At 66.3% G+C, this 23,778-nt stretch carries 19 protein-coding genes; 6 read left to right on the top strand and 13 right to left on the bottom strand.

Features of this window, described 5'->3' with window-relative positions:
- The first annotated feature begins 4 nt into the window (after window positions 1-4).
- On the top strand, window positions 5-1,462 hold the full coding sequence (gene gtfA / locus HNP55_RS01680; protein WP_184295526.1) for a sucrose phosphorylase: 1,458 nt from the start codon (window positions 5-7) through the stop codon (window positions 1,460-1,462).
- Between the two features lie 63 nt (window positions 1,463-1,525).
- Window positions 1,526-1,708: a hypothetical protein gene (locus HNP55_RS01675; RefSeq protein WP_184295523.1), complete on the top strand. Its 183-nt coding sequence runs from the start codon at window positions 1,526-1,528 to the stop codon at window positions 1,706-1,708.
- Window positions 1,709-1,753: 45 nt separating this feature from the next.
- Here HNP55_RS01675 and HNP55_RS01670 read toward each other — a convergent pair whose 3' ends face one another.
- From HNP55_RS01670 to HNP55_RS01660, 3 genes are all read right to left on the bottom strand, one after another.
- A complete protein-coding gene (locus HNP55_RS01670; RefSeq protein WP_184295520.1) occupies window positions 1,754-2,329 on the bottom strand; it encodes an outer membrane beta-barrel protein in 576 nt (191 codons plus the stop codon).
- Between the two features lie 181 nt (window positions 2,330-2,510).
- The gene (locus tag HNP55_RS01665; protein ID WP_184295517.1) at window positions 2,511-4,076 is read right to left on the bottom strand and encodes a sensor histidine kinase; all 1,566 of its coding nucleotides are present in this window, start codon (window positions 4,074-4,076) and stop codon (window positions 2,511-2,513) included.
- Window positions 4,077-4,308: 232 nt separating this feature from the next.
- Window positions 4,309-5,361 carry a GGDEF domain-containing protein gene (locus HNP55_RS01660; protein ID WP_184295514.1) on the bottom strand — a complete coding sequence of 351 codons (1,053 nt, stop codon included), beginning with the start codon at window positions 5,359-5,361 and terminating at the stop codon, window positions 4,309-4,311.
- A 335-nt stretch (window positions 5,362-5,696) separates the two neighbouring features.
- Between HNP55_RS01660 and HNP55_RS01655 the strand changes: the two genes are divergently transcribed.
- From HNP55_RS01655 to HNP55_RS01640, 4 genes are all read left to right on the top strand, one after another.
- Window positions 5,697-6,908 (top strand): NAD(P)H-dependent flavin oxidoreductase, encoded by a 1,212-nt coding sequence (locus HNP55_RS01655; RefSeq protein ID WP_184295511.1) that lies wholly within the window; start codon window positions 5,697-5,699, stop codon window positions 6,906-6,908.
- Between the two features lie 62 nt (window positions 6,909-6,970).
- A complete protein-coding gene (locus tag HNP55_RS01650; RefSeq protein ID WP_184295508.1) occupies window positions 6,971-7,867 on the top strand; it encodes a DMT family transporter in 897 nt (298 codons plus the stop codon).
- A gap of 150 nt (window positions 7,868-8,017) precedes the next feature.
- A complete protein-coding gene (locus HNP55_RS01645; protein WP_184295505.1) occupies window positions 8,018-9,325 on the top strand; it encodes a CsgG/HfaB family protein in 1,308 nt (435 codons plus the stop codon).
- Window positions 9,326-9,446: 121 nt separating this feature from the next.
- Window positions 9,447-10,454 carry a quinone oxidoreductase family protein gene (locus HNP55_RS01640; RefSeq protein ID WP_184295502.1) on the top strand — a complete coding sequence of 336 codons (1,008 nt, stop codon included), beginning with the start codon at window positions 9,447-9,449 and terminating at the stop codon, window positions 10,452-10,454.
- Here the strand turns inward: HNP55_RS01640 and HNP55_RS01635 are convergent.
- The 10 genes from HNP55_RS01635 to HNP55_RS01590 form a co-directional block, all read right to left on the bottom strand.
- On the bottom strand, window positions 10,451-11,974 hold the full coding sequence (locus tag HNP55_RS01635; protein WP_184295500.1) for an ATP-binding protein: 1,524 nt from the start codon (window positions 11,972-11,974) through the stop codon (window positions 10,451-10,453). The genes HNP55_RS01640 and HNP55_RS01635 overlap by 4 nt on opposite strands.
- Before the next feature lie 96 nt (window positions 11,975-12,070).
- Window positions 12,071-12,892, bottom strand: coding sequence for a DUF2189 domain-containing protein (locus HNP55_RS01630; protein WP_184295497.1), 822 nt, complete (start codon window positions 12,890-12,892; stop codon window positions 12,071-12,073).
- A gap of 71 nt (window positions 12,893-12,963) precedes the next feature.
- Window positions 12,964-13,476, bottom strand: a complete 513-nt coding sequence (gene lspA / locus HNP55_RS01625) for a signal peptidase II (protein WP_184295494.1) — start codon at window positions 13,474-13,476, stop codon at window positions 12,964-12,966.
- A gap of 3 nt (window positions 13,477-13,479) precedes the next feature.
- On the bottom strand, window positions 13,480-16,356 hold the full coding sequence (gene ileS, locus HNP55_RS01620; RefSeq protein ID WP_184295492.1) for an isoleucine--tRNA ligase: 2,877 nt from the start codon (window positions 16,354-16,356) through the stop codon (window positions 13,480-13,482).
- Between the two features lie 105 nt (window positions 16,357-16,461).
- Window positions 16,462-17,502 carry a bifunctional riboflavin kinase/FAD synthetase gene (locus HNP55_RS01615; RefSeq protein WP_184295489.1) on the bottom strand — a complete coding sequence of 347 codons (1,041 nt, stop codon included), beginning with the start codon at window positions 17,500-17,502 and terminating at the stop codon, window positions 16,462-16,464.
- A gap of 47 nt (window positions 17,503-17,549) precedes the next feature.
- Window positions 17,550-19,364, bottom strand: coding sequence for an ATP-binding protein (locus HNP55_RS24085; protein WP_184295487.1), 1,815 nt, complete (start codon window positions 19,362-19,364; stop codon window positions 17,550-17,552).
- A 283-nt stretch (window positions 19,365-19,647) separates the two neighbouring features.
- The gene (locus tag HNP55_RS01605; protein WP_184296646.1) at window positions 19,648-20,433 is read right to left on the bottom strand and encodes a pseudouridine synthase; all 786 of its coding nucleotides are present in this window, start codon (window positions 20,431-20,433) and stop codon (window positions 19,648-19,650) included.
- Between the two features lie 20 nt (window positions 20,434-20,453).
- Entirely contained in the window at window positions 20,454-21,581 is a 1,128-nt protein-coding gene (locus HNP55_RS01600) for an acyl-CoA dehydrogenase family protein (RefSeq protein ID WP_184295484.1), read from the bottom strand.
- A 16-nt stretch (window positions 21,582-21,597) separates the two neighbouring features.
- Window positions 21,598-22,776, bottom strand: a complete 1,179-nt coding sequence (locus tag HNP55_RS01595; protein WP_184295481.1) for an acyl-CoA dehydrogenase family protein — start codon at window positions 22,774-22,776, stop codon at window positions 21,598-21,600.
- Window positions 22,777-22,946: 170 nt separating this feature from the next.
- On the bottom strand, window positions 22,947-23,774 hold the full coding sequence (locus HNP55_RS01590; protein WP_184296644.1) for a PEP-CTERM sorting domain-containing protein: 828 nt from the start codon (window positions 23,772-23,774) through the stop codon (window positions 22,947-22,949).
- Window positions 23,775-23,778 lie beyond the last annotated feature (4 nt).

Here is a 23,778-nt window from a genome sequence, read left to right as displayed (position 1 = left end):
TTCCATGCAAAACAAGGTTCAACTGATCAGCTATGTGGACCGCCTGGGCGGTGGCGGCGTTGCCGATCTGCGCCGGCTCTTGAAGAGGCCCTTGCAAGGCCTGTTCGGCGGCGTACACCTGCTGCCCTTCTTCTACCCCATCGATGGTGCCGATGCGGGCTTTGACCCCATCGACCACACCCGGGTCGATCCGCGCCTGGGGGATTGGGCCGATATCCAGGCCCTGAGCCAGGATGTGGACGTGATGGCCGATGTGATCGTCAACCACGTCTCGGCCGATTCACCGCAGTTCCAGGACTATTCGGAGAAGGGCGATGGCTCGCGCTATGCCGGCCTGTTTCTGAGCCTGGATTCGGTCTTCCCGCTGGGCGCCAGCGAGGCCCAGTTGCTCAAGGTCTACCGGCCGCGGCCGGGCCTGCCGCTGCGCCCCATCACCTTGAAGAACGGGCAGAAGAAGATTCTCTGGACCACCTTCACCCCGCAGCAACTGGACATCGATGTGCGCCACCCCGAGGGCCAGGCCTATCTGGCGGCGATTCTGCAGCGCTTTGCCGAGGCGGGCATACGCATGATCCGGCTGGACGCGGCCGGCTATGCGATCAAGAAGGCGGGCGAGTCCTGCTTCATGATGGCCGAGACCTTCGAGTTCATCGCCGGGTTCGCCGCCCAGGCGCGGGCTCTGGGCATCGAGGTGCTGGTGGAGGTCCATGCCTACTACAGGCGCCAGATCGAGATCGCCGCGCGGGTGGACTGGGTTTACGACTTCGCCCTGCCGCCGCTGGCCCTGCATGCCTTTTTCTTCCAGACGGCCGAGCCGCTCAAGCAATGGATTAGGCAGCGCCCCTGCAACGCCCTCAATGTGCTGGACACGCATGACGGCATCGGCATCATCGACATCGGCGCCGACAGTGCCGACCGCGCCGGCTCACCCGGCCTGGTGCCGCCGGCCGAGCTGGACGCCCTGGTCGAGCGCATCCACGCCAACAGCCGGGGCCAGAGCCGCCAGGCCACCGGGGCGGCAGCCTCGAATCTCGACCTCTACCAGGTCAACTGCAGCTTCTTCGACGCGATGGGCCGGGACGAGCGCAGCTATCTGCTGGCGCGCGCCCTGCAGTTCTTCCTGCCCGGCGTGCCCCAGGTTTACTACGTGGGCCTGCTGGCCGGCCACAACGATATGGATTTGCTGGCGCGCAGCGGCGTCGGGCGGGACATCAATCGCCACCGCTATTCGGCGGACGAGATTGCCAGCGAGCTGCAGCGCCCGGTGGTGCAAAAGCTCTTGCAGCTGATACGGCTGCGCAACGAGTGCCCGGCCTTTGGCGGTGAGTTCCAGCTGCACGAATCGGCCGCGCACGAGTTGCGCTTGAGCTGGCGAGCCGGCGCGCACGAGGCCAGGTTGCGCATCGATCTGCAGACGCTGGATCATGAAGTTTGCTTCGGCGAGCTGAGCTTACGGTTCTAAGCCCGGTGTCAGCAAAGCCTCCAACAATGCGCTCTCATTCAAATCGTCTGGAGGATGCGCATCATGTGGAAATTGCTTGTCGGCTTCTTTGCCTTTGCCGCCCTGGCCATGTTCATCTTGATGAAGAGCGGGGGGGATATCGATATGAGCGGCGAGAAGCACGATGTGGCCGGCCATGCCGCCGAGCCCGCAGCCAGCCAAGCCGCGCCTGCGGCCAGCGCGCCGGCCTCGGCCGCTTCGATGTAAAAAAAGGCGCTCCGAGAGGAGCGCCGGATGGGCCTTGCGGATGGCTTAGAAGCGGTAGCTCACACCCACATTCCAGCTGTCCATGGTGCGACCGTAAGTGCCCAGATCGGGCAGATTGTTGTAGCGCGTCAGCTCGGTGCGCAGCGCCCAGTCCTTGTTGATGGCGTAGTCGACGCCCAAGCCCACCTTGAAGCCGGTGGAGATCTTGTTGCCGGCGCCGTCCAGGCCCGAGAAATCGCGCTCGTAGTGCGCGCCGCCCAGGCGGCCGTAGACGCTGAACTTGTCGTTCACCGGCAGGCGGCCGATGGCGTCCAGCGAGTAGGCCGAGGTCTTGGCGTCGCTGTCGCCGATGCGCTGCTGGCCCAGCTTGTGCACGCTCAGCTCGGTGGCGAAGTATTTGTTGAACTGGTAGCCGCCGAAGATGCCGTAGGCGGTGTCGGTCTTGTCCAGGCGCAGGGCGGGGCTGGTCGGGCTGCTCAGGTCATTGCGCGACTGGCCGAGGTCCACACCGACGTAAAACCCCTTGTTGTCGGCGCCCGTGCCGCCGGCGGCAAAGGCGGCGCCGGCGCTGCCCAGAGCGAGGGCGATGGCGGCGATCGGGGTGATGATGTTCTTGTTCATGGTTTGGCCTTTCATTGACTGTTTGCCATGGATTTGGCTTCGCTGCAGAAGGGCTCCCGGGCTTGGGATCGCCTTCTTGCCGCGATGAAGTCATTTTTGGCCAAGCCTGGCGGCCTGTCAGTGCAGGCCCTGTGCCGCTTGTGTGACGGTGCGTGACGGCGCCGGCGCAGGGGGTGTGGTATCAGCCCAGCACGTCGCTGGTCGTGCTGCGCTGGGGGGCGACGCAAGGCATGCGTATCACCATGCGGGCCCCATTGCCGGGGCTGCTGAAAACCTCGATCTGCCCCCCCAGCACATGGGTGACGATGTTGTGCACGATGTGCATGCCCAGGCCGGAGCCGCCGGTGCCCAGCTTGGTGGTGAAGAAGGGGTCGAAGATGCGGCGGCGCACCGACTCGTCCATGCCGATGCCGTTGTCGCTGATGCTCAACTCGACCTCGGTGATGCTGAGGCGCTCGCAGCGCACCTCGACCTCGCCGCTCTTGCAGCCCTCGAAGCCATGGACCAAGGCATTGATCAGCAGATTGGTCAGCACCTGGCCCAGGGAGCCGGGGTAGCTATTCATCATGATGCCCTTGCTCAGCGCTTCTTTGATCAGATAGGGCGTGTGCTTGAAGCTGGGCTCCACCATCACCAGCACGTCCTCCACCACCTGGGCCAGATCGAACTCGCGGCGCAGGTCGGTGGTCTGGTCGATGGCCACCTGCTTGAAGTCGCGCACCAGATCGGCTGCTTTCTGCACATTGCGCTGCAAGATGTCCTGGCCGCGGCGGGTGTCGCGCACCAGCTCTTCCAGCAGGCTGCGCCGCATCGGCGTGCTGTTGTTCAGCATTTCTTCCAGGCGGCGGTAGCGGTCCTCCAGCGAGGACACCACGGTCAGCGAATTGCCCAGCGGCGTGTTCAGCTCATGCGCCACGCCGGCCACCAGGCGGCCCAGCGAGGCCAGCTTCTCGGACTCCACCAGCTCGTGCTGGGCGGTCTTCAAATGCCCCAGGGCCTGCAGCAAATCGTCGTTGGCGCTGGTCAGCTCGACGGTGCGCTGCTCGACCTGGTCCTCCAGGGTGTTGGCATGCAGGCGCAGGGCTTCGAACGCCTCCAGCAGGGAGCAGCGCATGCGCTCCATGGCCGAGCCCACGCGGGCGATCTCGTCGCTACCGCCCAGATTGAGCGGCTTGTCCAGCTGGCCGGCCGCCAGCGCCTCGGCGGCCTGGGTCAGCTGGGTCATGGGGCGCAGCACGCGGCGCTGCATCACGGCCAGGATCAGCACCAGGGAGAAGGTCAGCGTGGCCAGGCTGCGCCAGACGGTGCGCAGCATCTCCGCATGTTTGATCTCCAGCAGCGGCGCGGCGCTCATCTCCACCGTCAGCGAGGCGATCTGGCGGCCGTCGCGCATGACGGCGCGGGTTTCGGCCAGGGTCAGGTCTTGCTCGTCGGGGGCTTGCCGGCGGCTGTGCTGCTGGAAGGGCTCGGCCGTGGCGGGTTCCTTCACCAGCACCGAGACAAAGCGCGGGTCGTCGAACTGGGCCTTGATCATGGGCTCGGCCAGATCGGGCGAGACCTGCCAGACCGGTTCGGCCAGCGAGAGCGCCATCACCTCGGTGGTGCGGGCGAGGTCGCGGCGCAGATCGTCCAGCGCGATGCGGCGGGTGCGTTGGGCGTCGTAAAGCAGGACCAGGGTGGTCGGCACCAGCAGGCCCAGCAAGAGGGCCAGCACGACGGCGAATCGCAGCGACGGGCGCATCCGCATCGCTCAGTTCCCTCGGCCTTGACGCAGGCTGCCGCGCGCGCGGCTGCTGCCGCGGCGGCTGATCGGGTGTTTGGCGCTGTGAGTCGGTCTGAGCAGATAAGGCGTCATGGCGAACACATTAACCCATGAAACACGATGCTCGCAGTGTAGGTGCAAGCATCGCCCTGGGTCATGTGTTGCTGCAAGGCCGTTTGCTGGCCGCAGGGTGAGTTCATCGGGGCCGTCAACACGCTCAGGCGGCCTGCGCTTCCAGCACGGTCACGCAGTTGCGACCGCCGTGCTTGGAGGCGTAGAGCGCGCGGTCGGCCCGCTCGTAAAAGCTGTTGGCGCTCTCGCCGCGCTGCCATTGGGTCACGCCCATGGAGATGGTGACGCGTTCGATGTCCTGGGCCACATTGCCCCGGCGTATGCGGCCGGCCGCCACCGTGCTGCGCAGCTTTTCGGCCAGCAGCTGGGCCTGGCCGAGGCTGGCGGTGGGCAGCAGCAGGGCGAATTCTTCGCCACCCACGCGGGCGGCCAGGGCCTGGTCGGCCGCCACGTTCTTGAGCGTTTGCGCGACGATGCGCAAGACCTGGTCGCCAAAGCCGTGGCCAAAGCTGTCGTTGATGCGTTTGAAGAAGTCGATATCGCCCAGCACCAGGCAGGGCGCTTCTTGCTGGGCTTGGGCCGGGCTGTTGCTCATGCAGGCGCTGAGCTGCTGGTCAAAGGCGCGCCGATTGGCCAGGCCGGTGAGCGCATCGGTCAAGGCCTCGCTGCGGGCCTTCTGCACCTCGTCGCGCAGGGTGGAGATTTCGTGGCGGCTTTGCGCCAGCTGGCTTTGCAAGACCGCCATGGCGCCGCGGATCTCGCGCGTGCCGTTGAGCAGCTCCTGCAGCACATCCTGGTGGGTCTGCTGGCTGGGGCTGCTCAGCAGCTGTTCCACCCAATTGTTCAGGGAGTTGTCGAAGCGGGCGGTTTCCTGGCCCGCCTCCGCGGCCGAGGCGGCCATGGTGTCCAGCACCCGCACCAGGCCCTCGCTGAGCCGCCTGGATTCTTCGGCATCGCTGCTGCTGAGGCTTTCGCCGATGTGTTCGCGGTAGAGGGCCCAGGTCTGCGCCTCGTCCAGAGTGGCGCCCTGGGCCGTGTGTTTGAGCACGGCCTGGCTCAGGGGCGGGTTGATGGCGCTGACGAATTCGTACCAGACGGCGTAGCTGATCGGATGCAGGGCCGCGCGTTGGCGAGTCATCAGGGGCAGCGCTGCGCGTAAATGCTCGGTGCTGCGGGCGATATTGTCGTGGTATCTCATCGAAGTCCTTCTGCGCGGCTTTTTTTCTCAGCATTGCCGCTCTGGGGTCAAAGCTTGGTGGGCCCGAACCTGGATGCCTCGTCATTCGCGCCCCGAGCCGGCGGCGAGATTGAGTATGCCTTCAAGTTGGCCGTTATTTTTTGAGTTGACCGTTACCCTTGACACCCGGGCTATCGGCTGTTGCAGGCGGCTGACAAGGGGAAAAATGCGGGCCATTCAACGCGGGCCTGATATTTGTCAACTATTACCCGATGGGCAGGGTTTACGGTGGCGGTTTGGCAATTTCCCGAGGCCGGCGTGCGTCCGTTGCGCTGCCTTCAGCGAGTTAGCGAGCTATGACACAGAGCATCATCGACCCCGATCTGGCCCCCTTGTTCGAGCGCAGCGGCCTGGCGCCGCTGCTGATTCGCGGGCGGCGCTTGCTGCCCATCGTGCAGGGCGGCATGGGCGTGGGGGTCAGTGCCCAGCGCCTGGCCGGCGGCGTGGCGGCCCTGGGCGGGGTGGGCACGCTGAGCTCGGTGGACCTGCGCCGCCACCACCCCGATCTGATGGATCGCACCGAGGGCTGCAGCGCCGGCCCCGCGGCCAAGGCCTTGATCGACGAGGTCAATCTGACGGCGCTGGAGCGCGAGGTGCAGGGTGCCCGCGAGCGCAGCGGCGGCCGCGGCCTGGTGGCCCTGAATGTGATGCGGGCGGTGTCCGAGTACGCCCCGTCGGTGAAGCGGGCGCTGGAGGCCGGCATCGAAGCCGTGGTGGTGGGCGCCGGCCTGCCGCTGGACTTGCCCGAGCTGGCGGCCGAGCACCCCGAGGCGGCCCTCATCCCCATCCTCAGCGACGCCCGCGGCGTGCAGCTGATCGTGCGCAAATGGGAGCGCAAGCAGCGCCTGCCCGATGCCATCGTGATCGAGCACCCGCGCCTGGCCGGCGGCCATCTGGGCGCGGCCAAGGTTGCGGACCTGAACGACCCGCGCTTCGATTTCGAGCGCGTCATCCCCGAGTGCCTGACTTACTTCGAGAAGGCCGGCATCGCCGGCCAGATCCCGCTGATCGCCGCCGGCGGCGTGCGCAGCTTCGAGGACATCCAGCGCCTGCAAGCCCTGGGCGCGGCCGGCGTGCAGCTGGGCACGCCGTTTGCCGTCACCACCGAATGCGATGCCGATCTGGCGTTCAAGCGCGTGCTGGCCGAGGCGCGGGACGAAGACCTGGTCGAGTTCACCAGCGTGGCCGGCCTGCCGGCCCGCGCCGTGGCCACGCCCTGGCTGCGCAACTATCTGCGCGCCGTGCCCAAGCTGCAGGCGGTGGCCCATGCCAAGAACCGCTGCACCAAGGCCTTTGACTGCCTGGCCCAATGCGGCTTGCGCGATGGCTTCAAGGACTGGGGCCAGTTCTGTATCGACAACCAGCTGGCCGCCGCCCTGCGCGGTGACCGGGCCAAGGGCTTGTTCTTCCGCGGCGCCGGGGCCCTGCCTTTTGGGGCCGAGATCCGCTCGGTGCGCGAGCTGATGCAGCGTCTGCTGGGCGCGCCCCTGCTGCCGCAGACGGCTTGATTGCCGATTGACGAAGGCCCTGGCCCGGCAGGGCCAGGGTGCGATCTCTAAAATGCGGAGCAATGTCATCTGCTCCCAATAAAGCCCTCTGGCCCGGCCTTTTGCTGGCGACTTGCGGGGCGATTGCCTTCTCGGGCAAGGCCATCATCGTCAAGCTGGCCTATCGTCACGGCGTCGATGCCGTCACCCTGATCATGTTGCGCATGGTGTTTGCGCTGCCCTTATTCCTCATCCTGGCCTGGTGGGCCGGGCGGGGCAAGCCGCCGCTGACGGGGCGGGACTGGCGGGTGGTGCTGGGCCTGGGTTTTTCGGGCTATTACCTGGCCAGCTATCTGGACTTCGCCGGCCTGGCCTATGTCAGCGCGAGCTTCGAGCGCCTGATCCTCTATCTCAACCCCACCATCGTCCTGTTCCTGGGCTGGCTGCTGTTCAAGCGCCGCGTCACCGGGCGGCAATTGATCGCGCTGGCGGTGAGCTATGCCGGCGTGCTGCTGGTGTTCGGCCAGGAGCTGCGTCTGCAGGGCAGCGATGTGCTGCTGGGCGCGGCCCTGGTGTTTGGCAGTGCGATCAGCTATGCGCTCTATCTCGTCTTCAGCGGCGAGGAGGTCAAGCGCCTGGGCGCCATGCGCCTGACCGGCCTGGCCACCACGGTGGCCTGCCTGCTGTGCATAGGCCAGTTCTTCCTGCTGCGGCCGCTGAGCGGCTTGCAGGCGCTGGCGCCCGAGGTGATCTGGCTGTCGGTGCTGAATGCCACGGCCTGCACTTTTGCGCCGGTCTTGATGGTGATGATGGCGATCGAGCGGGTCGGCGCGACGATGGCGGCGCAGACCGGCATGATTGGCCCCATGTCGACGATCCTGATGGGCGTGCTGATTCTGGGCGAGCCCTTCACGCCCTGGGTGGCGGCCGGCACCTTGCTGGTGATGGGCGGGGTCTGGTTGTTGACGCGTTGGCGCTGACTGCGTGGATGGGGGTTTGAAGGGCCGCCGGACCTTGGCGGTGGCCTCGTCCCTCCTTTGGGGGGAGACCGGATCAGCGGCAGATTCGAGGCCGGGCTTTGGCACAATCGCCGCCAGACCCAGGCTTTGAAAAGAAAGATGCCTTAGATGATGAACAAGTCGTTTCAGATCGCCGCTACCGCCGCTCTTGTGCTGGCTGCCTTCAGCAGCCATGTGCTGGCCCAGGAGACCTCCTCCACGGTAGAGAAGTGCAGCAAAAAGCTGGGCGTGATGGCCGTGGTGGAGCCGCAGATCGGCTGGACCCATCTCTCGCAATACGGCCTGGGCTCGCCCTCGGCCCTGCTGCGCATGATGATCCAGCAATCGGGCTGCTTCGATGTGGTGGAGCGCGGCGTGGCCATGCAAAACCTGCAGCAGGAACGCGCGCTGGGCCAGAGCGGCGAGCTGCGCGATGAATCCAATGTCGGCAAGGGCCAGATGCAGGCGGCCGACTTCGTCATGACTCCCAATGTGCAGGTGGGCTCGTCCGACACCGGCGGCATTGGCGGCGCGCTGTTCGGCCGCCTGGGTGTGCTGGGCGCCATCGCCGGCGGCCTCAAGTTCAAGGAAGCGTCGACCAGCTTGATGGTGGCCGATGTGCGTTCCAGCATCCAGGTCGCCGCGGCCGAGGGCAAGGCGACCAAGACCGATTTCGGCATCGGCGGCTGGGCCTTTGGCGGCGGCGCGGCCGGTGCTTTGGGCGGCTATACCAAGACGCCCGAAGGCAAGATGGTGGCGGCCAGCCTGCTGGACAACTACAACAAGATCGTGCTGGCCATCCGCGACCAGCCCCAGCTGATCAAGACCAGCAGCGCGGCCGGCGATGCCAATGCGGCCGCCTCCACCAAGGCCGAAGCGCCGCAGGCGGCCGGCCAGATGCTGGCGGCCAAGATCGCCAATGTGAAGGCCTACGAGCAGCCCTCGCGCGACAGCAAGGTGCTCGCCACCCTGCAGCGCTCGGACGAGTTGGTGGCGACCGGCGAGGTCAAGAACGGTTTTGTCCGAGTGGACGCCGCCAACTTCAGCGGCTGGGTGCAGCGCACCCTGGTGGGACCGGCCGACGGCAATGGCGCCAGCAACGGCGCGGCGCCTCCGGTGATGCCGGTGCAGGCGGTGTTGCCGCCGGGCATCTTCGGCAATTTCGGTGGCAAGTTCATGGGCAGCGATCTGGGCACTTTTGACGTGATCGTCAGCAATAACGGGCATGTGACGGGGAGCGGCTATTCGCAGCAAACCGGCCAGTTCAATGTCAATGGTCAGGTCGATGCCTCCGGCAATGTGAATCTGTCCGCACACGGCACCGCCGGCGCGGCGCTCTTTACCGGGCGCATCGATGGCCAGTCGGGCATTGTGTCGGGGACCTGGCGTTACAGCGGGCGCATGCAGGGCGGCGGATCCTTCCGAGGCGTTCGGCAGTGACGCTTTTGCCCCCTGGCGGGCAAAGCCTATGAAAGCCTGGCAGCATGCCCGGATTCGCCCACACAGCGAATCCGGGCTTGTTTTTTTCATCCCCATGTTTCGATTGCAGGAGTAGCCAGCCATGACCAGTACCTGGACCTCGACCGAGCAAGTCGTGTGCATCAAGGCCCCCGGCGGCCCCGAGCAGATGCAGTTGCAGGCGGTGGAAACCGGCATGCCCGGAGCGGGCGAAGTGCGGGTGCGCCACAAGGCCTGCGGGCTCAACTACATCGACATCTATCACCGCAACGGCAGCTACCCCCTGCCCATGCCGGCCGGCTTGGGCATGGAGGGCTCGGGCGTGGTGGAGGCGGTGGGCGAGGGCGTTATGCACCTGGCCGTGGGCGACCGCGTGGCCTATGCCAGCCCGCCGCCCGGCGCCTATGCCACGGCGCGGGTGCTGCCGGCCCGCTCGGTCTGCAAGCTGCCCGACAACATCGATTTTGAAACGGGCGCGGCCATGATGCTCAAGGGCCTGACGGCCCAGTACCTGCTGCGCCGCACCCTGCCGCAAGGCGGCTTGCAGGCCGGTGACACGGTGCTTTTCCATGCCGCCGCCGGGGGCGTGGGCCTGATCGCCTGCCAGTGGGCCAGGGCCCTGGGCCTGCGCCTGATCGGCACGGCCGGCTCCGACGAGAAATGCGCGCTGGCTCTGCAGGCCGGTGCCGCCCACGTCATCAACTACCGCCGCGAGCCCGATTTTGCCGCCCGCGTGCGCGAGTTGACCGAGGGCCGTGGCGTCAAGGTGGTGTACGACTCGGTGGGTGCCGACACCTGGGAGGGCTCGCTGAACAGCCTGGCGCCTTTCGGTCTGCTGGCCAGCTTCGGCAATGCCTCGGGCGTGGTGCCGCCGCTCAATCTGGGCCAGTTGGCGGCCAAGGGCTCGCTCTACGTGACTCGGCCCACCTTGTTCACCCATCTGAGCACGCGCGAGGCCAGCCAGGCGATGGCGGACGAGCTGTTTGCCATGGTGAGCAGCGGGGCCATCAAGATCCCGGTGGAGCAGCGCTACCCGCTCGCCGAGGTGGTGCAGGCGCACCGCGATATGGAGGCGCGCAAGACGACAGGCTGCAGCGTCTTGCTGGTCTAACTGCCTTGCTCGGCGGAGGCCGCCGCGGGCTTCAGTTCACGCAGCAAGGGCACTTCAAAGCTGAAGCAGGAGCCGGTGCCGGGCTGGCTTTCCACCTGCACCTGGCCGCCCATCAGCAGCACCAGGCGCTGCACGATGGTCAGGCCCAGGCCGGTGCCGCCGAAGCGGCGGGTGATGCTGCCATCGGCCTGGGTGAAGGGCTCGAAGATGTGGGCGATCTGCTCGCGCGTCATGCCGATGCCGGTGTCATGCACCGAAAAGCGCAGGCCGAGGGCGGCCGACTCGAGCGCCGCAGCGCCCTCGGCCTCGCCGCCTTCCAGCCGCTGCACCTCGACCCGCACCTCGCCCTGCTCGGTGAACTTGAGCGCATTGCCGACCAGGTTGACCAGCACCTGGCGCAGGCGCAGGGCGTCGCCCACCACATGCTGAGGCACGCCAGGCTGCACTCTTGCGTTGAGCTGTATGCCTTTCTCATGCGCCTGCAGCAGCAGGGGGTGCAAGGCCTCGCGCAGGCAGTCGTGCAGAGAGAAGGGTGCTTGCTCGATGATGACCCGGCCGGACTCGATCTTGGCCACGTCCAGCAAGTCGTTGATGATGACCATCAAGCCCTTGGCCGAGTTATGGGCCAACTCGATGAAGCGGCGCTGCTTGTCGCTCAGCTCGGTCTGCAGCACCAGCTCGGTCAGGCCCAGCACGCCGTTCATGGGGGTGCGGATCTCGTGGCTCATATTGGCCAGAAAGCTGCTCTTGGCCAGGCTGGCGGCCTCGGCCACCTCGCGGGCGGCCTCCAGCGCGGCCTGGCTGGCCTTCAGGTCGGCAATGTCGCGGGCATTGAGCAGCACGACCTGCCGGCCCGTCACCGGGTCGCGCATGACGCGCACATTGACGCCATGCCAGCAGCGACCCTGGGTGGTCAGCAGTTCCAGATCGTCCTTGAAGCTTTGGCCGCTCTGGATCTGTTCCAGGATCTTCCGCAGATCGGCCGGGTCGGCAAAGATGGCGCTGAAATCGTTGTGATGGCGTTGCGCCTCGGGGTGTTTGCGCAGGCCGTCGAAAGCCAGGGCGGCTGCCGGGTTGCGCATCAGCAGGCTGCCGTCCTGCAGGCTGAAGACGGCAATGCGCACCGAGGTGTGTTGCAAGGCCTCGACGCCGCGCAGCATGGCCTTGTCCTCACCGCTGGCCAGGGAGTCGGCGGCAAACAGCATGACCTGGCGGCGGTCCGGCGTGAGTATGCCCCGCGAGACCAGCATGGCCGTGGTCGGCTGGCCCTTGGGGTAGAGCGTCCATTGCTCGCGCACGATTTTTTCCTGGGCGTGGTCGGCCGCGGTGACGGCCAGGCGCTCGCGCACCGCCTCGGTCGTGTCGGAGTGGTCCTGCGAGAGAAACTCCTCCGCACTGCTGGCATGCCAAAAGCGCAGCGCCGCCGCATTGGCCCAGAGATTGCGCTGCCGCTCGGGGTCATAGACCCACATGGGCACGTCGAGCCAGTCGTAATGGGTCAGGCAGGAGAAGTCAAGCATGGGGCGTCAGTGAGGACGGGGCTGGGGCAACTGCTTTGCGAGCCCCATTGTGGCCCGTCCAGAAGGGTACTGTGGCGCTGGGGCGTTAGCCAGGCGTCAGCTGGGTGTGGCTGGGCCGTCCACCACCGCATGCCGGTAAGCATGCCAGCTGGCATGGCCCACCACCGGGCCGACGACGATGAGGCCGGCAAACCAGGGCAGCATGGCCAGCACCACCAGCACCGTCAGCAAGGCGCCCCAGAGCAGCATCACGCCGGTCTGCGTCAGCACCAGGCGCAGGCTGGTCAGGCCGGCGGTGATGGCGTCCGTCTCACGGTGCAAAAGCATGGGCATGGCGATGACGCTGACGGCGTAGATCAGGCCGGCAAACACCCCGCCCACGGCCAGGTAGGCGGCGATGAAGCCGAGGTTCTCGGCCGAGGCCAGCTTGGCGATGGAGCCGGCAAAGTCCGGCATGCCGTTGAAGCTGACGGCAAACACCACCAGGGCGGCGCGGCCCCATAGCATCTCCAGCACCAGCAAGACAAAGCCGAAGATGGCGAGCTGGGCGCTGCGGCGGCGCCAGGCGGTGAGGGAGTCCAGCAGGCGGGGCGTCTCCCCCACCTCCAGCCGGTAGCTGACCTGGTAAAGCCCCAGGCATAGCAGCGGCCCCAGCAGCAAAAAGCCGGCCGACAGCGCCAGGGTGTAGACCGGCGCATGGTTGAACACGCCCAGCAAGGCCCAGCCCATCAGCGTGAAGCTGAGGCCGTAGAACAGGCCGATGGCGGGCGCCTTGAGGAAGTCCTGCCAGCCGGCGCGCAACCAGCGCAGGGGGTCGCCCATGCGCAGGGGGCGCAGCTCGATGGCGAAGGCGCTGTCCGCCGGAATGGCCTCGGCGTCGCCGGGGGCCGGGGTCGGAGGGGTGTCTGGGGGCGTCATGCCCGCAGATTAGGGCAGGGATGCGCCCACCTGCCCCGGGACTTTCCATCAGCCAGAGGCCGGGTCGGGGTTTATCCCCGGCGCACGCGGCGGATCTCGTCCCAGATCAGCAGGGCGGCACCGACGGTGATGGCGCTGTCGGCGATATTGAAGCTGGGGAAGTAATACTGCGCGCCCCAGTGAACCTGGATGAAGTCCACCACATAGCCGTGCAGCAGGCGGTCCACCACATTGCCGATGGCGCCGCCCAGGATCAGCGTGAGCGCCGTGGCGAACAGGGTCTGCTGGCCATGCTTGCGCAGCATCACGGTGATGAAGATGGTGGCCACCGCGCCCAGGCCGACAAAGAACCAGCGCTGCCAGCCGCCCGCGTCGTGCAGAAAGCTGAAGGCCGCGCCCAGATTGTGGACCCGCACGACGTTGAAGAAGCTGGTGACGTAGCGGCTGTCACCTAACTGGAAGTTCCCCAGGATCAGCACCTTGGTGAACTGGTCCAGCAGGATGATGATCAGGGCCAGGCCCAGCCACAGACCCAGTCGATTGCCGTTGCTGCCGCCGCTCATGGCTTGCTTGCGTGTTGCCATCGCTCAGGCCACCTTGCGGGTTTCGCCCGCGCCATGCAGATTGCTGTCGCAGCGGCCGCACAGGCCGGGGTGGGCTTTGATGCTGCCCACGTCCGCGCTGTAATGCCAGCAGCGCTCGCATTTGGCGTGGCCGGAGGGCGTCACCGTCACCGTCAGCTCATCGGCCGCCTCGAGCTGGGCGGCCGAGGTGATCAGCACAAACTTCAGATCCGCGCCCAGGCTTTGCAGCAGGCTCAGGTCGCTGGACTGCAGGCCCAAACGCACTTCGGCTTGCAGGGAGGAGCCCACGCCACCGGTCTTGCGTACGTCCTCGATCGCCTTGTTGACCGCCTCGCGGATCTCGCGGATGCGGCCCCATTTGGCCAGCAGGGCGGCATCGGGCTCATTGAATTGCCAGTAGGTCTCGGTGAAGATGCTCTGGCCCGGCTGGGCCGCAGCGAACACCTTCCAGGCCTCCTCGGCGGTGAAGCTGAGGAAGGGCGCCATCCAGCGCAGCATGGCCTGGGTGATGTGCCACAGCGCCGTCTGGGCGGAGCGGCGGGCCAGGGATTTGGGGGCGGTGGTGTAGAGGCGGTCCTTCAGCACATCGAGGTAGAAGGCGCCCAGGTCTTCCGAGCAATAGACCTGCAGCTTGGCCACCACCGGGTGGAATTCATAACGCTCGAAATGGGCGAGTATGTCGGCCTGCAACTCGGCGGCGCGGGCCAGGGCGAAGCGGTCCACCTCCAGCAACTGATCCAGCGGCAGGGCCTCGGCAGCGGCGTCGAAGTCGCTGACGTTGGCGAGCAGGAAACGCAAGGTGTTGCGGATGCGGCGGTAGGCGTCCACCACGCGGGCGAGGATTTTGTCGTCCAGGCCCAGATCGCCCGAGTAGTCGGTCGAGGCGCACCAGAGGCGGATGATTTCCGCGCCCATTTTTTCGCTCACCGCCTGTGGGGCCACCACATTGCCCTCGGACTTGCTCATCTTGCGGCCCCGGCCGTCGACGACGAAGCCGTGGGTCAGCAGGCCTTTGTAAGGCGCGCGGCCGTAGAGGGCGCAGGCGATCAGCAATGATGAATGGAACCAGCCGCGGTGCTGGTCATGGCCTTCCAGATAGAGGTCGGCCTCGGGGCCGCTGGCGTGGGCGGCGCCGGCATGGCTGCCCCCCAGCACATGCTGGAAGGTGGAGCCGGAGTCGAACCAGACGTCCAGGATGTCGGCGCCCTTGCTGTAGTTCTCGGCCTCCGCGCCCAGCCATTCGGCCGCTTCCAGCTTGGCCCAGGCCTCGACCCCGCCTTGCTCGACCAGGTCGGCGGCGCGAGCGATGAAGGCCAGCGTCTGCGGATGCGGCTGGCCGGTGTCTTTGTGCAGGAAGATGGGCAGGGGCACGCCCCAGCTACGCTGGCGCGAGATGCACCAGTCGGGCCTGCCCTTGATCATGTCGTGCAGGCGGGCGCGGCCGTTCTCGGGGTAGAAGCTGGTCTCGGCAATGGCGTCCAGCGCGGTCTGGCGCAGGCTTTTGGCGGGCTTTTCCTGGGCGAATACACCCGCAGTTCCAACTTCAGCCTCGTCCATGCGCACAAACCACTGGGCCGCGGCGCGGTAGATCACCGGCGTCTTGTGGCGCCAGCAATGCGGGTAGCTGTGCGTGATCTTGACGTGGGAGAGCAGGCGGCCGGCGTCTTCCAGTGTCTGTGCAATGACGGCATTAGCCTTCCAGATGTGCAGGCCGCCGAACAGGGGCAGGCCGGCCTCGTACTGGCCATTGCCCTGCACCGGGTTGAGGATGTCTTTGAAGGCCAGGCCATGGGCCACGCAGCTCTGGAAGTCGTCCAGGCCGTAGGCGGGGGCGGAGTGGACCACGCCGGTGCCGTCCTCGGCGGTGGCGTAATCGGCCAGATAGACGGGGCTTGTGCGGTCGTAGCCGGCATCGACATGGGCCAGTGGGTGCTTGAACTGCAGCATCGCCAGGTTCTTGCCGGCCGTGGTGGCCAGGACCGAGCCCTCCAGCTGCCAGCGCGCCAGGCACTTCTCCACCAGTGCCTCGGCCACCAGGAAGATGCCGCGCGGCGTGTCCACCAGGGCGTAGCTCAGCTCGGGGTTGAGGTTGAGCGCCTGGTTGGCGGGGATGGTCCAGGGCGTGGTGGTCCAGATGACGGTGAAGGCTTGCTTGTCCAAGGCGGGCAGGCCGAAGGCGGCGGCCAGCTTGGCGGGCTCGGCGCTCAGGAAGGCGACGTCCACGGCCGGGCTTTGCTTGTCTTGGTACTCGATCTCGAACTCGGCCAGCGAGGAGCCGCAGTCAAAACACCAGTAGACGGGCTTGAGCCCTCGGTAGACAAAGCCGCGCTCGAACAGGCGCTGCAGCACGCGGATCTCGCCGGCCTCGTTGGCGAAGTTCATGGTGCGGTAAGGATTGCCCCATTCGCCCAGCACGCCCAGGCGCTTGAAGTCCTGGCGTTGCGCGTCGATTTGCTCGCCGGCATAGGCGCGGCTCTTGGCCTGCACCTCGTCGCGCGGCAGGCCGCGGCCAAAGGTCTTCTCGATCTGGTTCTCGATCGGCAGGCCGTGGCAGTCCCAGCCGGGGATGTAGGCGGCGTCCATGCCCTTCAGCTGGCGCGCCTTGACGATCATGTCCTTGAGGATCTTGTTGGCGGCGTGGCCGATGTGGATCTGGCCATTGGCATAGGGCGGGCCGTCGTGCAGCACGAATTTGGGCGCGCCGCAGCGGGCCTCGCGCAGCTTTTTGTAGACGCCCTGGTCTTCCCATTCCTTCACCCAGGCCGGCTCGCGCTTGGGCAGGTCGCCGCGCATGGGGAAGGGGGTGTCGGGCAGGTTCAGCGTGGCGCGGTAGTCCTGCGCGGGGGTGTTGTTCTTGTCGTCGGAGTTTTGGGTGGTCATGGCAGAACTCGATAGGGTCCGCGCGCAATGGCGGCCGGGCTGGGGTGTGGGGCTGGTAGCGGCGCAGGGCGGGGCGCAAAAGCAGGGCGAGACCTGCCGTCAGCCTCAAATTCGGTCGCGGGTGGTCTGGCGGCGCAAGGCCTCATGGGCCCCGGACGTGGCCTGCTGGGCCAGGAAAACGCGCGCATCGCGCACGTCTTGTGCGATGGCGGCCGTCAAGGCGTCCAGCCCGTCGTAACGGGCTTCATCGCGAAGTTTGTGCAGGAGTTCCACGCGCACGAGTTTACCGTAGCCGCCGTTGGCACCGAGCTCGGTCGGCCACTCCAGGCAATGCACCTCCAGCAGCACGCGGCCAGCGTCTTCCACCGTGGGGCGCACGCCCAGCGAGGCGACGCCCTCCAGCGCCTGGCTTGTGAGGCCGTGCACCCGCACGGCGAAGATGCCGTGCGCGGCCGGTTTGTCGTGGGTGAAACGCAGATTGAGGGTGCGGAAACCGTCCGCCGCCGCCGGGGCCGATTCCCCCAGGCTGCGGCCCAGCTTGGCCCCGTGCACGACGTGGCCGGAGATGGCGTAGGGCCGGCCCAGCAAGCGGGCCGCTGCGGCCATATCCCCTTGGGCCAGGGCCTCGCGCACGGCCGAACTGCTGACGCGCAAGCCATGCACTTCATAGCTCATCATGCGGGCCACGTCGAAGCCCTGGGCGCGGCCGGCGGCGTCCAGGGTGGCGTAATCGCCCTGGCGTTTGGCGCCGAAGCGGAAGTCGTCGCCGACCAGGATGTATTTGGCGCCCAGGCCCTGGCGCAGCACGCGCTGGATGAAGTCTTGTGCGCTCAGCGAGGCCAGGGCCTCGTCGAAGCGCAGCACGATGGCCTGGTCGACGCCACAGCGTTCCAGCTCGCTGAGCTTGTCGCGCAGCAGGGCGATGCGGGCGGGGGCAAGGTCGGGCTGGCCCGCGCGGGCGGCGAAATAGTCGCGCGGATGGGGCTCGAAGCTCATCACGCAGGTCGGCAGGCCGCGATGCGAGGCCTCGGACTTGAGCAAGGCCAGCATGGCCTGGTGACCGCGATGGACGCCGTCGAAATTGCCTATCGTCAGCGCACAAGCGCTGGCGATGCCTGGGTGGTGAAAGCCGCGGAAAACCTGCATGGCGGGATTATCGCCCGGCCCGTCCACGGGCTTTGAGGCTTGGCCGCTCAGCCTTGCTCGGAGAGCCGGATATGGCCTTGCACCACGGCCAGCAAATCATCCATTTCAAAGGGCTTGACCAGGTAGTCGTCCATGCCGGCCTGGATGCAGCGTTCGCGGTCGCCGTTCACCGCACTGGCCGTCAGGGCCACGATGGGCACATGGCCGAGGCCATGGCTGCGCTCGTGAGCGCGCCAGCGGCGGGTGGCTTCAAAGCCATTCATGCGGGGCATCTGGCAGTCCATCAACACCAGGTTGTAGGCTTGCACCTCCAGCCGCTCCAGGGCCTCGATGCCGTTCTCGGCCTGATCGACCTGCAAGCCGCAATGCTGCAGCATGGACGAGGCCACCAGCACATTGACGGCGCTATCGTCCACCAGCAGCACCCGGCCGGAGAGCTGGGGCAGCTGCCGGGTGCCGCGCATGGGCTTGTCGCCGACGGCTGTTTCTGGCGGGGCCGCCGCCTGGCCGGCCGCCAGGGCGGGCTGCGGGCAGCTCTGCAGGGGCAGGGTGAACTCAAACAGCGAGCCCTGGCCGGGCACCGAGCTGCAGCGCAGATCGCCGCCCATGGCGCGGGCCAGCTCGCGGGAGATGGTCAGGCCCAGGCCGGTGCCGTCCTGGCGGCGCGGGCCGGCATTGCGGCGCAGATCCTGGGCTTGTTCGAAGGGGGCGAAGACGCGCTCCAGTTGGTCGGCCGGTATGCCTTCGCCGCTGTCCTGGACGGCAAAGCGCAGCAGCTTGCCGGCCCGCATATCGAGGGTGCTGCCCACCTCCACCCTGATCAGACCTTTGTCGGTGAATTTGATGGCGTTGCCGATCAGGTTGTGCAGCACCTGTTTGATGCGCGAGGCGTCGCCCAGGGCGTAAGGGGGTAGGGCCGGGCTCAAGATCAGCTCGAAGTCCAGGCCTTTGTCCTGGGCGGTCTGGGACAGCAGCTGGCAGACATCGTTCACCGTCTCGCCCAGATTGACCGGGCCGGTGTCCACCGCCAGCTTGCCGGACTCGATGCGGGCCAGGTCCAGGATGTCGTTGACCAGGGCCAGCAGATGCTGGCCGGAGCGGCGCATGATGCTGATCTGCTCGCGCTGCTGCAGATCCAGCTCGGAACGCTCCAGCAGCTGGGTCATGCCCAGGATGCCGTTCAGCGGCGTGCGGATCTCGTGGCTCATCACCGCCACAAAGCGGCTTTTGCTGGTGCTGGAATGCTCGGCCGACAGCAGGGCCAGCTGGCGTTGTTCGGCCACCCAGGCGTTGGCGAAGCGGTGGCGCAGCAGCTCGGTGTTGCGGGCCTCCATCTTGCGGGCCTCGCTCAGCGCCAGGGCGAAGAAGCTCATCAGGCCGAGGCTGATCAGCGCGCCGGTCTGGGTGCCCAGGCTCAGTTGGTGCAGCACCAGCGGCGCCAGCGTTAGGCTGGAGAACAGCAGATTGGCCTTGAAGCTATTGCTCAGGGAAAACAGGCCGATGGCCATCACGCCCACCAGGGTGGCGAGGAGGATGCCATTGAGTTCGGGCAGGCCTTCGATATGGAAGCCGACGCCCACCGCACCCCAGCTGAGTGCGTCCAGGGCCAGCAAGCCGTAGTAGCGGCGCTGCCAGCTCTCGGTCTGGGCCGGGTCTTGCAGGCTTTGCCGCTGGTGTTGAAAGCGGGCGGCGCTGAGGCAGCGGATCGCCACGATCAGGCCCCGGATGCCCAGCCAGCCCAGCAGCAGCGCATGAGGCAGATGGGGCCAGAGCAGCGCCACCGGGATGATGCTGAACAAGAGGCCGGCAAGGCTGGGCGTGAACGTGCGGCCGAACAAGGCCGCCAGTTGCTCGGACTTCACGCTTGCGCTGATGTCCGGGCACGGCTCACCCTTTTCCGTACCTTGGCAAGGCACAGCCACCATTGATTTCCCCTCGGCAAGTCGGCCGGTCTCTGGTCCCGGCTCATACGGGTCTAGGGGCTACATCAAAGCTGCAGCGGCCCATCCCTTCATAGGCCGTGTTTTTACACTTGCAATGTGACGATTCACCAAGGGCCAACCCTGCTTCGTGGTGGTTACGCCGCAGTTTTAGGTGAAAACCCGTGTGGACTTGTCCGGAATCAAACCCAGGGGATTTGCGGAATCAGGGCGAGATCAGCTTGGGGCTGGCCACCCAGACCCACTCGCCGGGCTTGAGATCGCTGGGCAGTTCCAGGGCGCCGAAGCGGGGGCGATGCAGGCTTTCCACCCGGTTGCCGACCGCCGCCACCATGCGCTTGACCTGGTGGTACTTGCCTTCGGTCAGGGTCAGGCGCAGGCCATGGCTGCCGAAGCTTTCAGCGCCTTCGGCACGCGCGAGCTCGGGCTGGTAGGCCGGCTTGGCCACAGTGCTGGCGGGCTTGGGCCGACCGGCGGCCTTGTGGCCGAAAGCGCCTGCGGCCTCCACCTTGGGCTCGGGCTCGCGCAGCTCCACGCCGGCCAGCAACTGGGCCAGCATCTCGGGCGTGACCGGGTGCTTGCACTGGGCCTCGTAGACCTTGGGCACATGGTGTTTGGGGCTGGTCAGCTTGTGGATCAGCGCGCCGTCGTCCGTCAGCAGCAGCAGGCCGGTGGTGTCCTCGTCCAGGCGGCCAATCGGCTGCACATCGCGCTCGCGCAGGGGCGCGGGCAGCAGATTCATCACGCTGGGGTGATGCTTGGGTTTGCGCGAGCATTCATAGCCGCTGGGTTTGTTGAGCAGGATCAGCGCCTTCTCGTAGAAGGGCCAGGTCTTGCCGCTGACCTCAAAGCTCAGGCCCTCGGTTTCAAACTCGGCATCGGGGTCATCCACCAGCTCGCCAGCGACGCTGACCTCTTCGTTATAGATCAGGCCCGAGCACAGGCGGCGGGTGCCGAAGCCCTGGGAGAAGAGGATTTGGGATAGGCGCATTTTCATGCGCCGATTGTCCCTCAGGAAAAAACACCGGCCGTGTCCTGCATGCGCCGGCTGACCTGATCGAGGTGGTGCAAGTCGTCGCCGAACTGCAGGCTCATCACGGTGAGGCGCTTGAAGTAGTGGCTGCCGATGTATTCGTCGGTGACGCCGATGCCGCCATGCAGCTGGGTGCACTGCTGGCCCACATAGCGCAGGGAGTTGCACAGCTGTAGCTTGGCTTGCGAGAGGGCCAGCCGGCGGCTGGCAGCGGCCTCACCCAGCTTCAGGCTGGCGTAGTAGCTCATGGAACGAGCCAGCTCCAGCTGCATCTTCACATCGGCCATGCGGTGGCGCAGGGCCTGGAAGCTGCCGATTGCCACGCCGAACTGCTTGCGGGTATTGAGATAGTCGGCGGTGATGCACAGGAGTTTTTCCATCGCGCCCACGCCCTCGGCGCAGAGCGCGGCAATGCCAATGTCTTGCGCCAACTCCAGCAGGGCCAGGCCTTGTTCGGGGCCGGCCAGCAAGCTGGCGCTGGCAGCGTTGAGGCTGAGCTCGGCCGCGCGCGAGCCGTCTTGCAGGCTGTAGGCGCGGGTGCTCACGCCCGGCGTCTTGCGCTCCACCAGATAAAGGGCAATGCCCTGGTCATCGCTGTCAGCGCCGCTGATGCGGGCCGGCACGATGAAGGCATCGGCCACATCGCCTGCCGGCACCAGGCTTTTGTGGCCCGTGAGCTTGCCCTCGTGCACCCGTGTGCTGACTTGGGTCAGCCGGTAACGCGCCCCGCGTTCCTGCTGCGCCAGCACGATCAGCGCTTCGCCGCCGGCGATGCGCGGCAAGCAACTGGCCTGGATCTCGGCGCTGGCTTGCTGCAAGAGCAGGGGCGCGATCAAAGCAGCCTGGGCAAAGGGTTCCATCACCAGGCCGCGGCCTAGCTCTTCCATCACTACCATGGCGTCGACCGCGCCCAAGCCCAGTCCACCATGCGCCTCGGCCACCCGCAGGCCACCCAGGCCCAGGCCTAGCAGGCCGTCCCAGGCCTCGCGGCTGAAACCGCCGCCGCGCACAATGGCTTGGCGGCGCTCGAAGCTGTAGTCTTTTTCCACCCAGCGGCGTACGGCTTCGCGCAAGGACTGCTGGTCTTCGTTGAAATCAAAATCCATGATCTGCCTCCTGGCCTCAGCCGAGCACGGTCTGCGCGACGATATTGCGTTGCACTTCGTTGGAGCCGCCGTAGATGCTGGTCTTGCGGTAGTTGAAATAGTGGCTGGCCAGCGGCGCGCAATGGGCGGCACCCACATGGTCGCCCTGCCAGCCGGCCTCCATGGCCTCGAAGATGAAGGGCAGGCTGTAAGGGCCGCCGGCCTGCATCAGCAGTTCGGTGTAGCGCTGCTGGATTTCGCTGCCGCGTATCTTCAGCAAGCCGGCCACGTCCAGCGATTGCTTGCCACTCTTCTCGGCCGAGAGCACGCGCAAGACCATCATTTCCAGCGCCACGATGTCCAGCTCCAACAGGGCGATCTGGTCGCGGAAGCGCATGTCCTCCCACAGGCCTTCGAGCTTGGCGATGCGCTTGAGCCGCTCCAACTCGCGCTTGGCACGGTTCACATCGGCGATATTGGTCCGCTCATGGGCCAGCAGGTATTTGGCATAGGTCCAGCCCTTGTTTTCCTCGCCGACCAGGTTCTCCGCCGGCACCTCGACATTGTCGAAAAAGACCTCGTTCACCTCGTGTTCACCGTCCAGCATGAGGATGGGCCGCACCGTGACGCCGGGCGACTTCATATCGATCAGCAAAAAGGAAATGCCGGTCTGTGGCTTGCCCGTGCTGTCGGTGCGCACCAGGCAGAAGATCCAGTCGCCGTACTGGCCCAGCGTGGTCCAGGTCTTTTGGCCGTTGACGATGAATCGATCACCCTGGCGTTCGGCCCGGGTCTTGACCGAGGCCAGATCCGAGCCCGAGCCCGGCTCGCTATAGCCCTGGCTCCACCAGACCTCGCCACTCATGATGCCGGGCAGGTGACGCTGCTGCTGCTCGCGCGAGCCGAAAGCCATGATGACCGGCGCCACCATCACCGGGCCAAAGGGCACGATGCGCGGTGCACCGGCCATGGCGCACTCCTCTTCAAACAGATGGCGCTGGATCGCGTTCCAGCCTGGGCCGCCGAACTGCTTGGGCCAGGCCCAGCCATGCCAGCCCTTGGCGCCGAGGATCTTGGCCCAGCGCTGCATATCGTCCTTGTTCAGGCGCTGGGCGTGGTGGACCTTGTCGCTGATATCGGTCGGTAGATGGGCGCCCACCCAGGCGCGGATTTCGGCGCGGAAGGCCTGCTCCTCGGGCGTGAAGTTCAAATCCATGACGAGTCTCCGAAATAGTTTTCAGGCGATCCTGGATGTGATTTTTAGCACGTTCGTGCTTTTTCTCCTGTCCCGGCTGAGACAAGCTTGGCTGGGCTGGGGGTGACGAAAAAAAACGGCCCTCGATTCGAGGGCCGTTTGTGTCAACTCGGCGGGCGCCGAGGCCGCAATCAGTCTTGCTTGCTGGCCTTGGAGCGGCGGGTGTAGGCCACGCCAAACAGGGCCAGGCTGACCAGGGCGATGGAGCCTGGCTCGGGCACGGTGCTGCTGGGTGTCACACGCAAAAAGCTTTGCGAACCACCCAGGGGGTTGGAGGCGTAGGCGGTGTAGGTGTAGTTGGTGACAGCACGGAGATCCAGGCCGCCGACCGAGGCCCAGTTATTGCTCGTCAGGGCGGCCAGATAGGCATCGACCTGGGTCTTGAAGGCGCCGGTGCTGGCGGTCTTCAGGCCGCCGGCGGTGCTGGAGTAGCTGGCATCGCCTTCGATTTCCCAGATGGCGTACTGGAAGGCGGCCGACTTGGTGCTGCTGGTCAGGCTGTCCGCGTAGGCGTGGGAGTACAGCGAGGTCAGCTTGTTCAGCACCGTGCTGGTGTTTTGCGCCGTGTAGGCATTGGCTGCACCCACATGAGCTGCGTTCACATTCACATAGGGCGTCTTGGTGAACAGCTGGTTGTAGCTGCTGCTGGTTCCGCCCAGGGTCATGAAGTCGCTCAGAGAGGCCGTTGAATAGGTGGCGCTGGACTGATAGGCGGTGAGGGGATCCAGGCAGTAAACCCAGAAGGCGGTGTTGGTGTTGTCGACCACCTGGAAGGCACCGGCCGTCGTGTTTGCCGCGGTGGCGGTAGAGCCGCCAAACTCGGTATTCACGGTGGTGGACTGCTTGACGTTATTGGTGGTCAAGCTGGTGTTGGCAGCATGGGCAGTGCCGACCAGGGCCAGCGTGGCAAGAACCGTCAGTTGACCGACTTTGCTGGAAATTCGTGCGCTGATGTTCATTTGA

It is taken from the genome of Roseateles oligotrophus (assembly GCF_014204525.1).
Classification (GTDB): Bacteria; Pseudomonadota; Gammaproteobacteria; order Burkholderiales; family Burkholderiaceae_C; genus Paucibacter_A; species Paucibacter_A oligotrophus_A.
The sequence above is the reverse complement of the archived record's forward strand: the minus strand, read 5'-3'. Positions and strand labels throughout refer to the sequence as shown.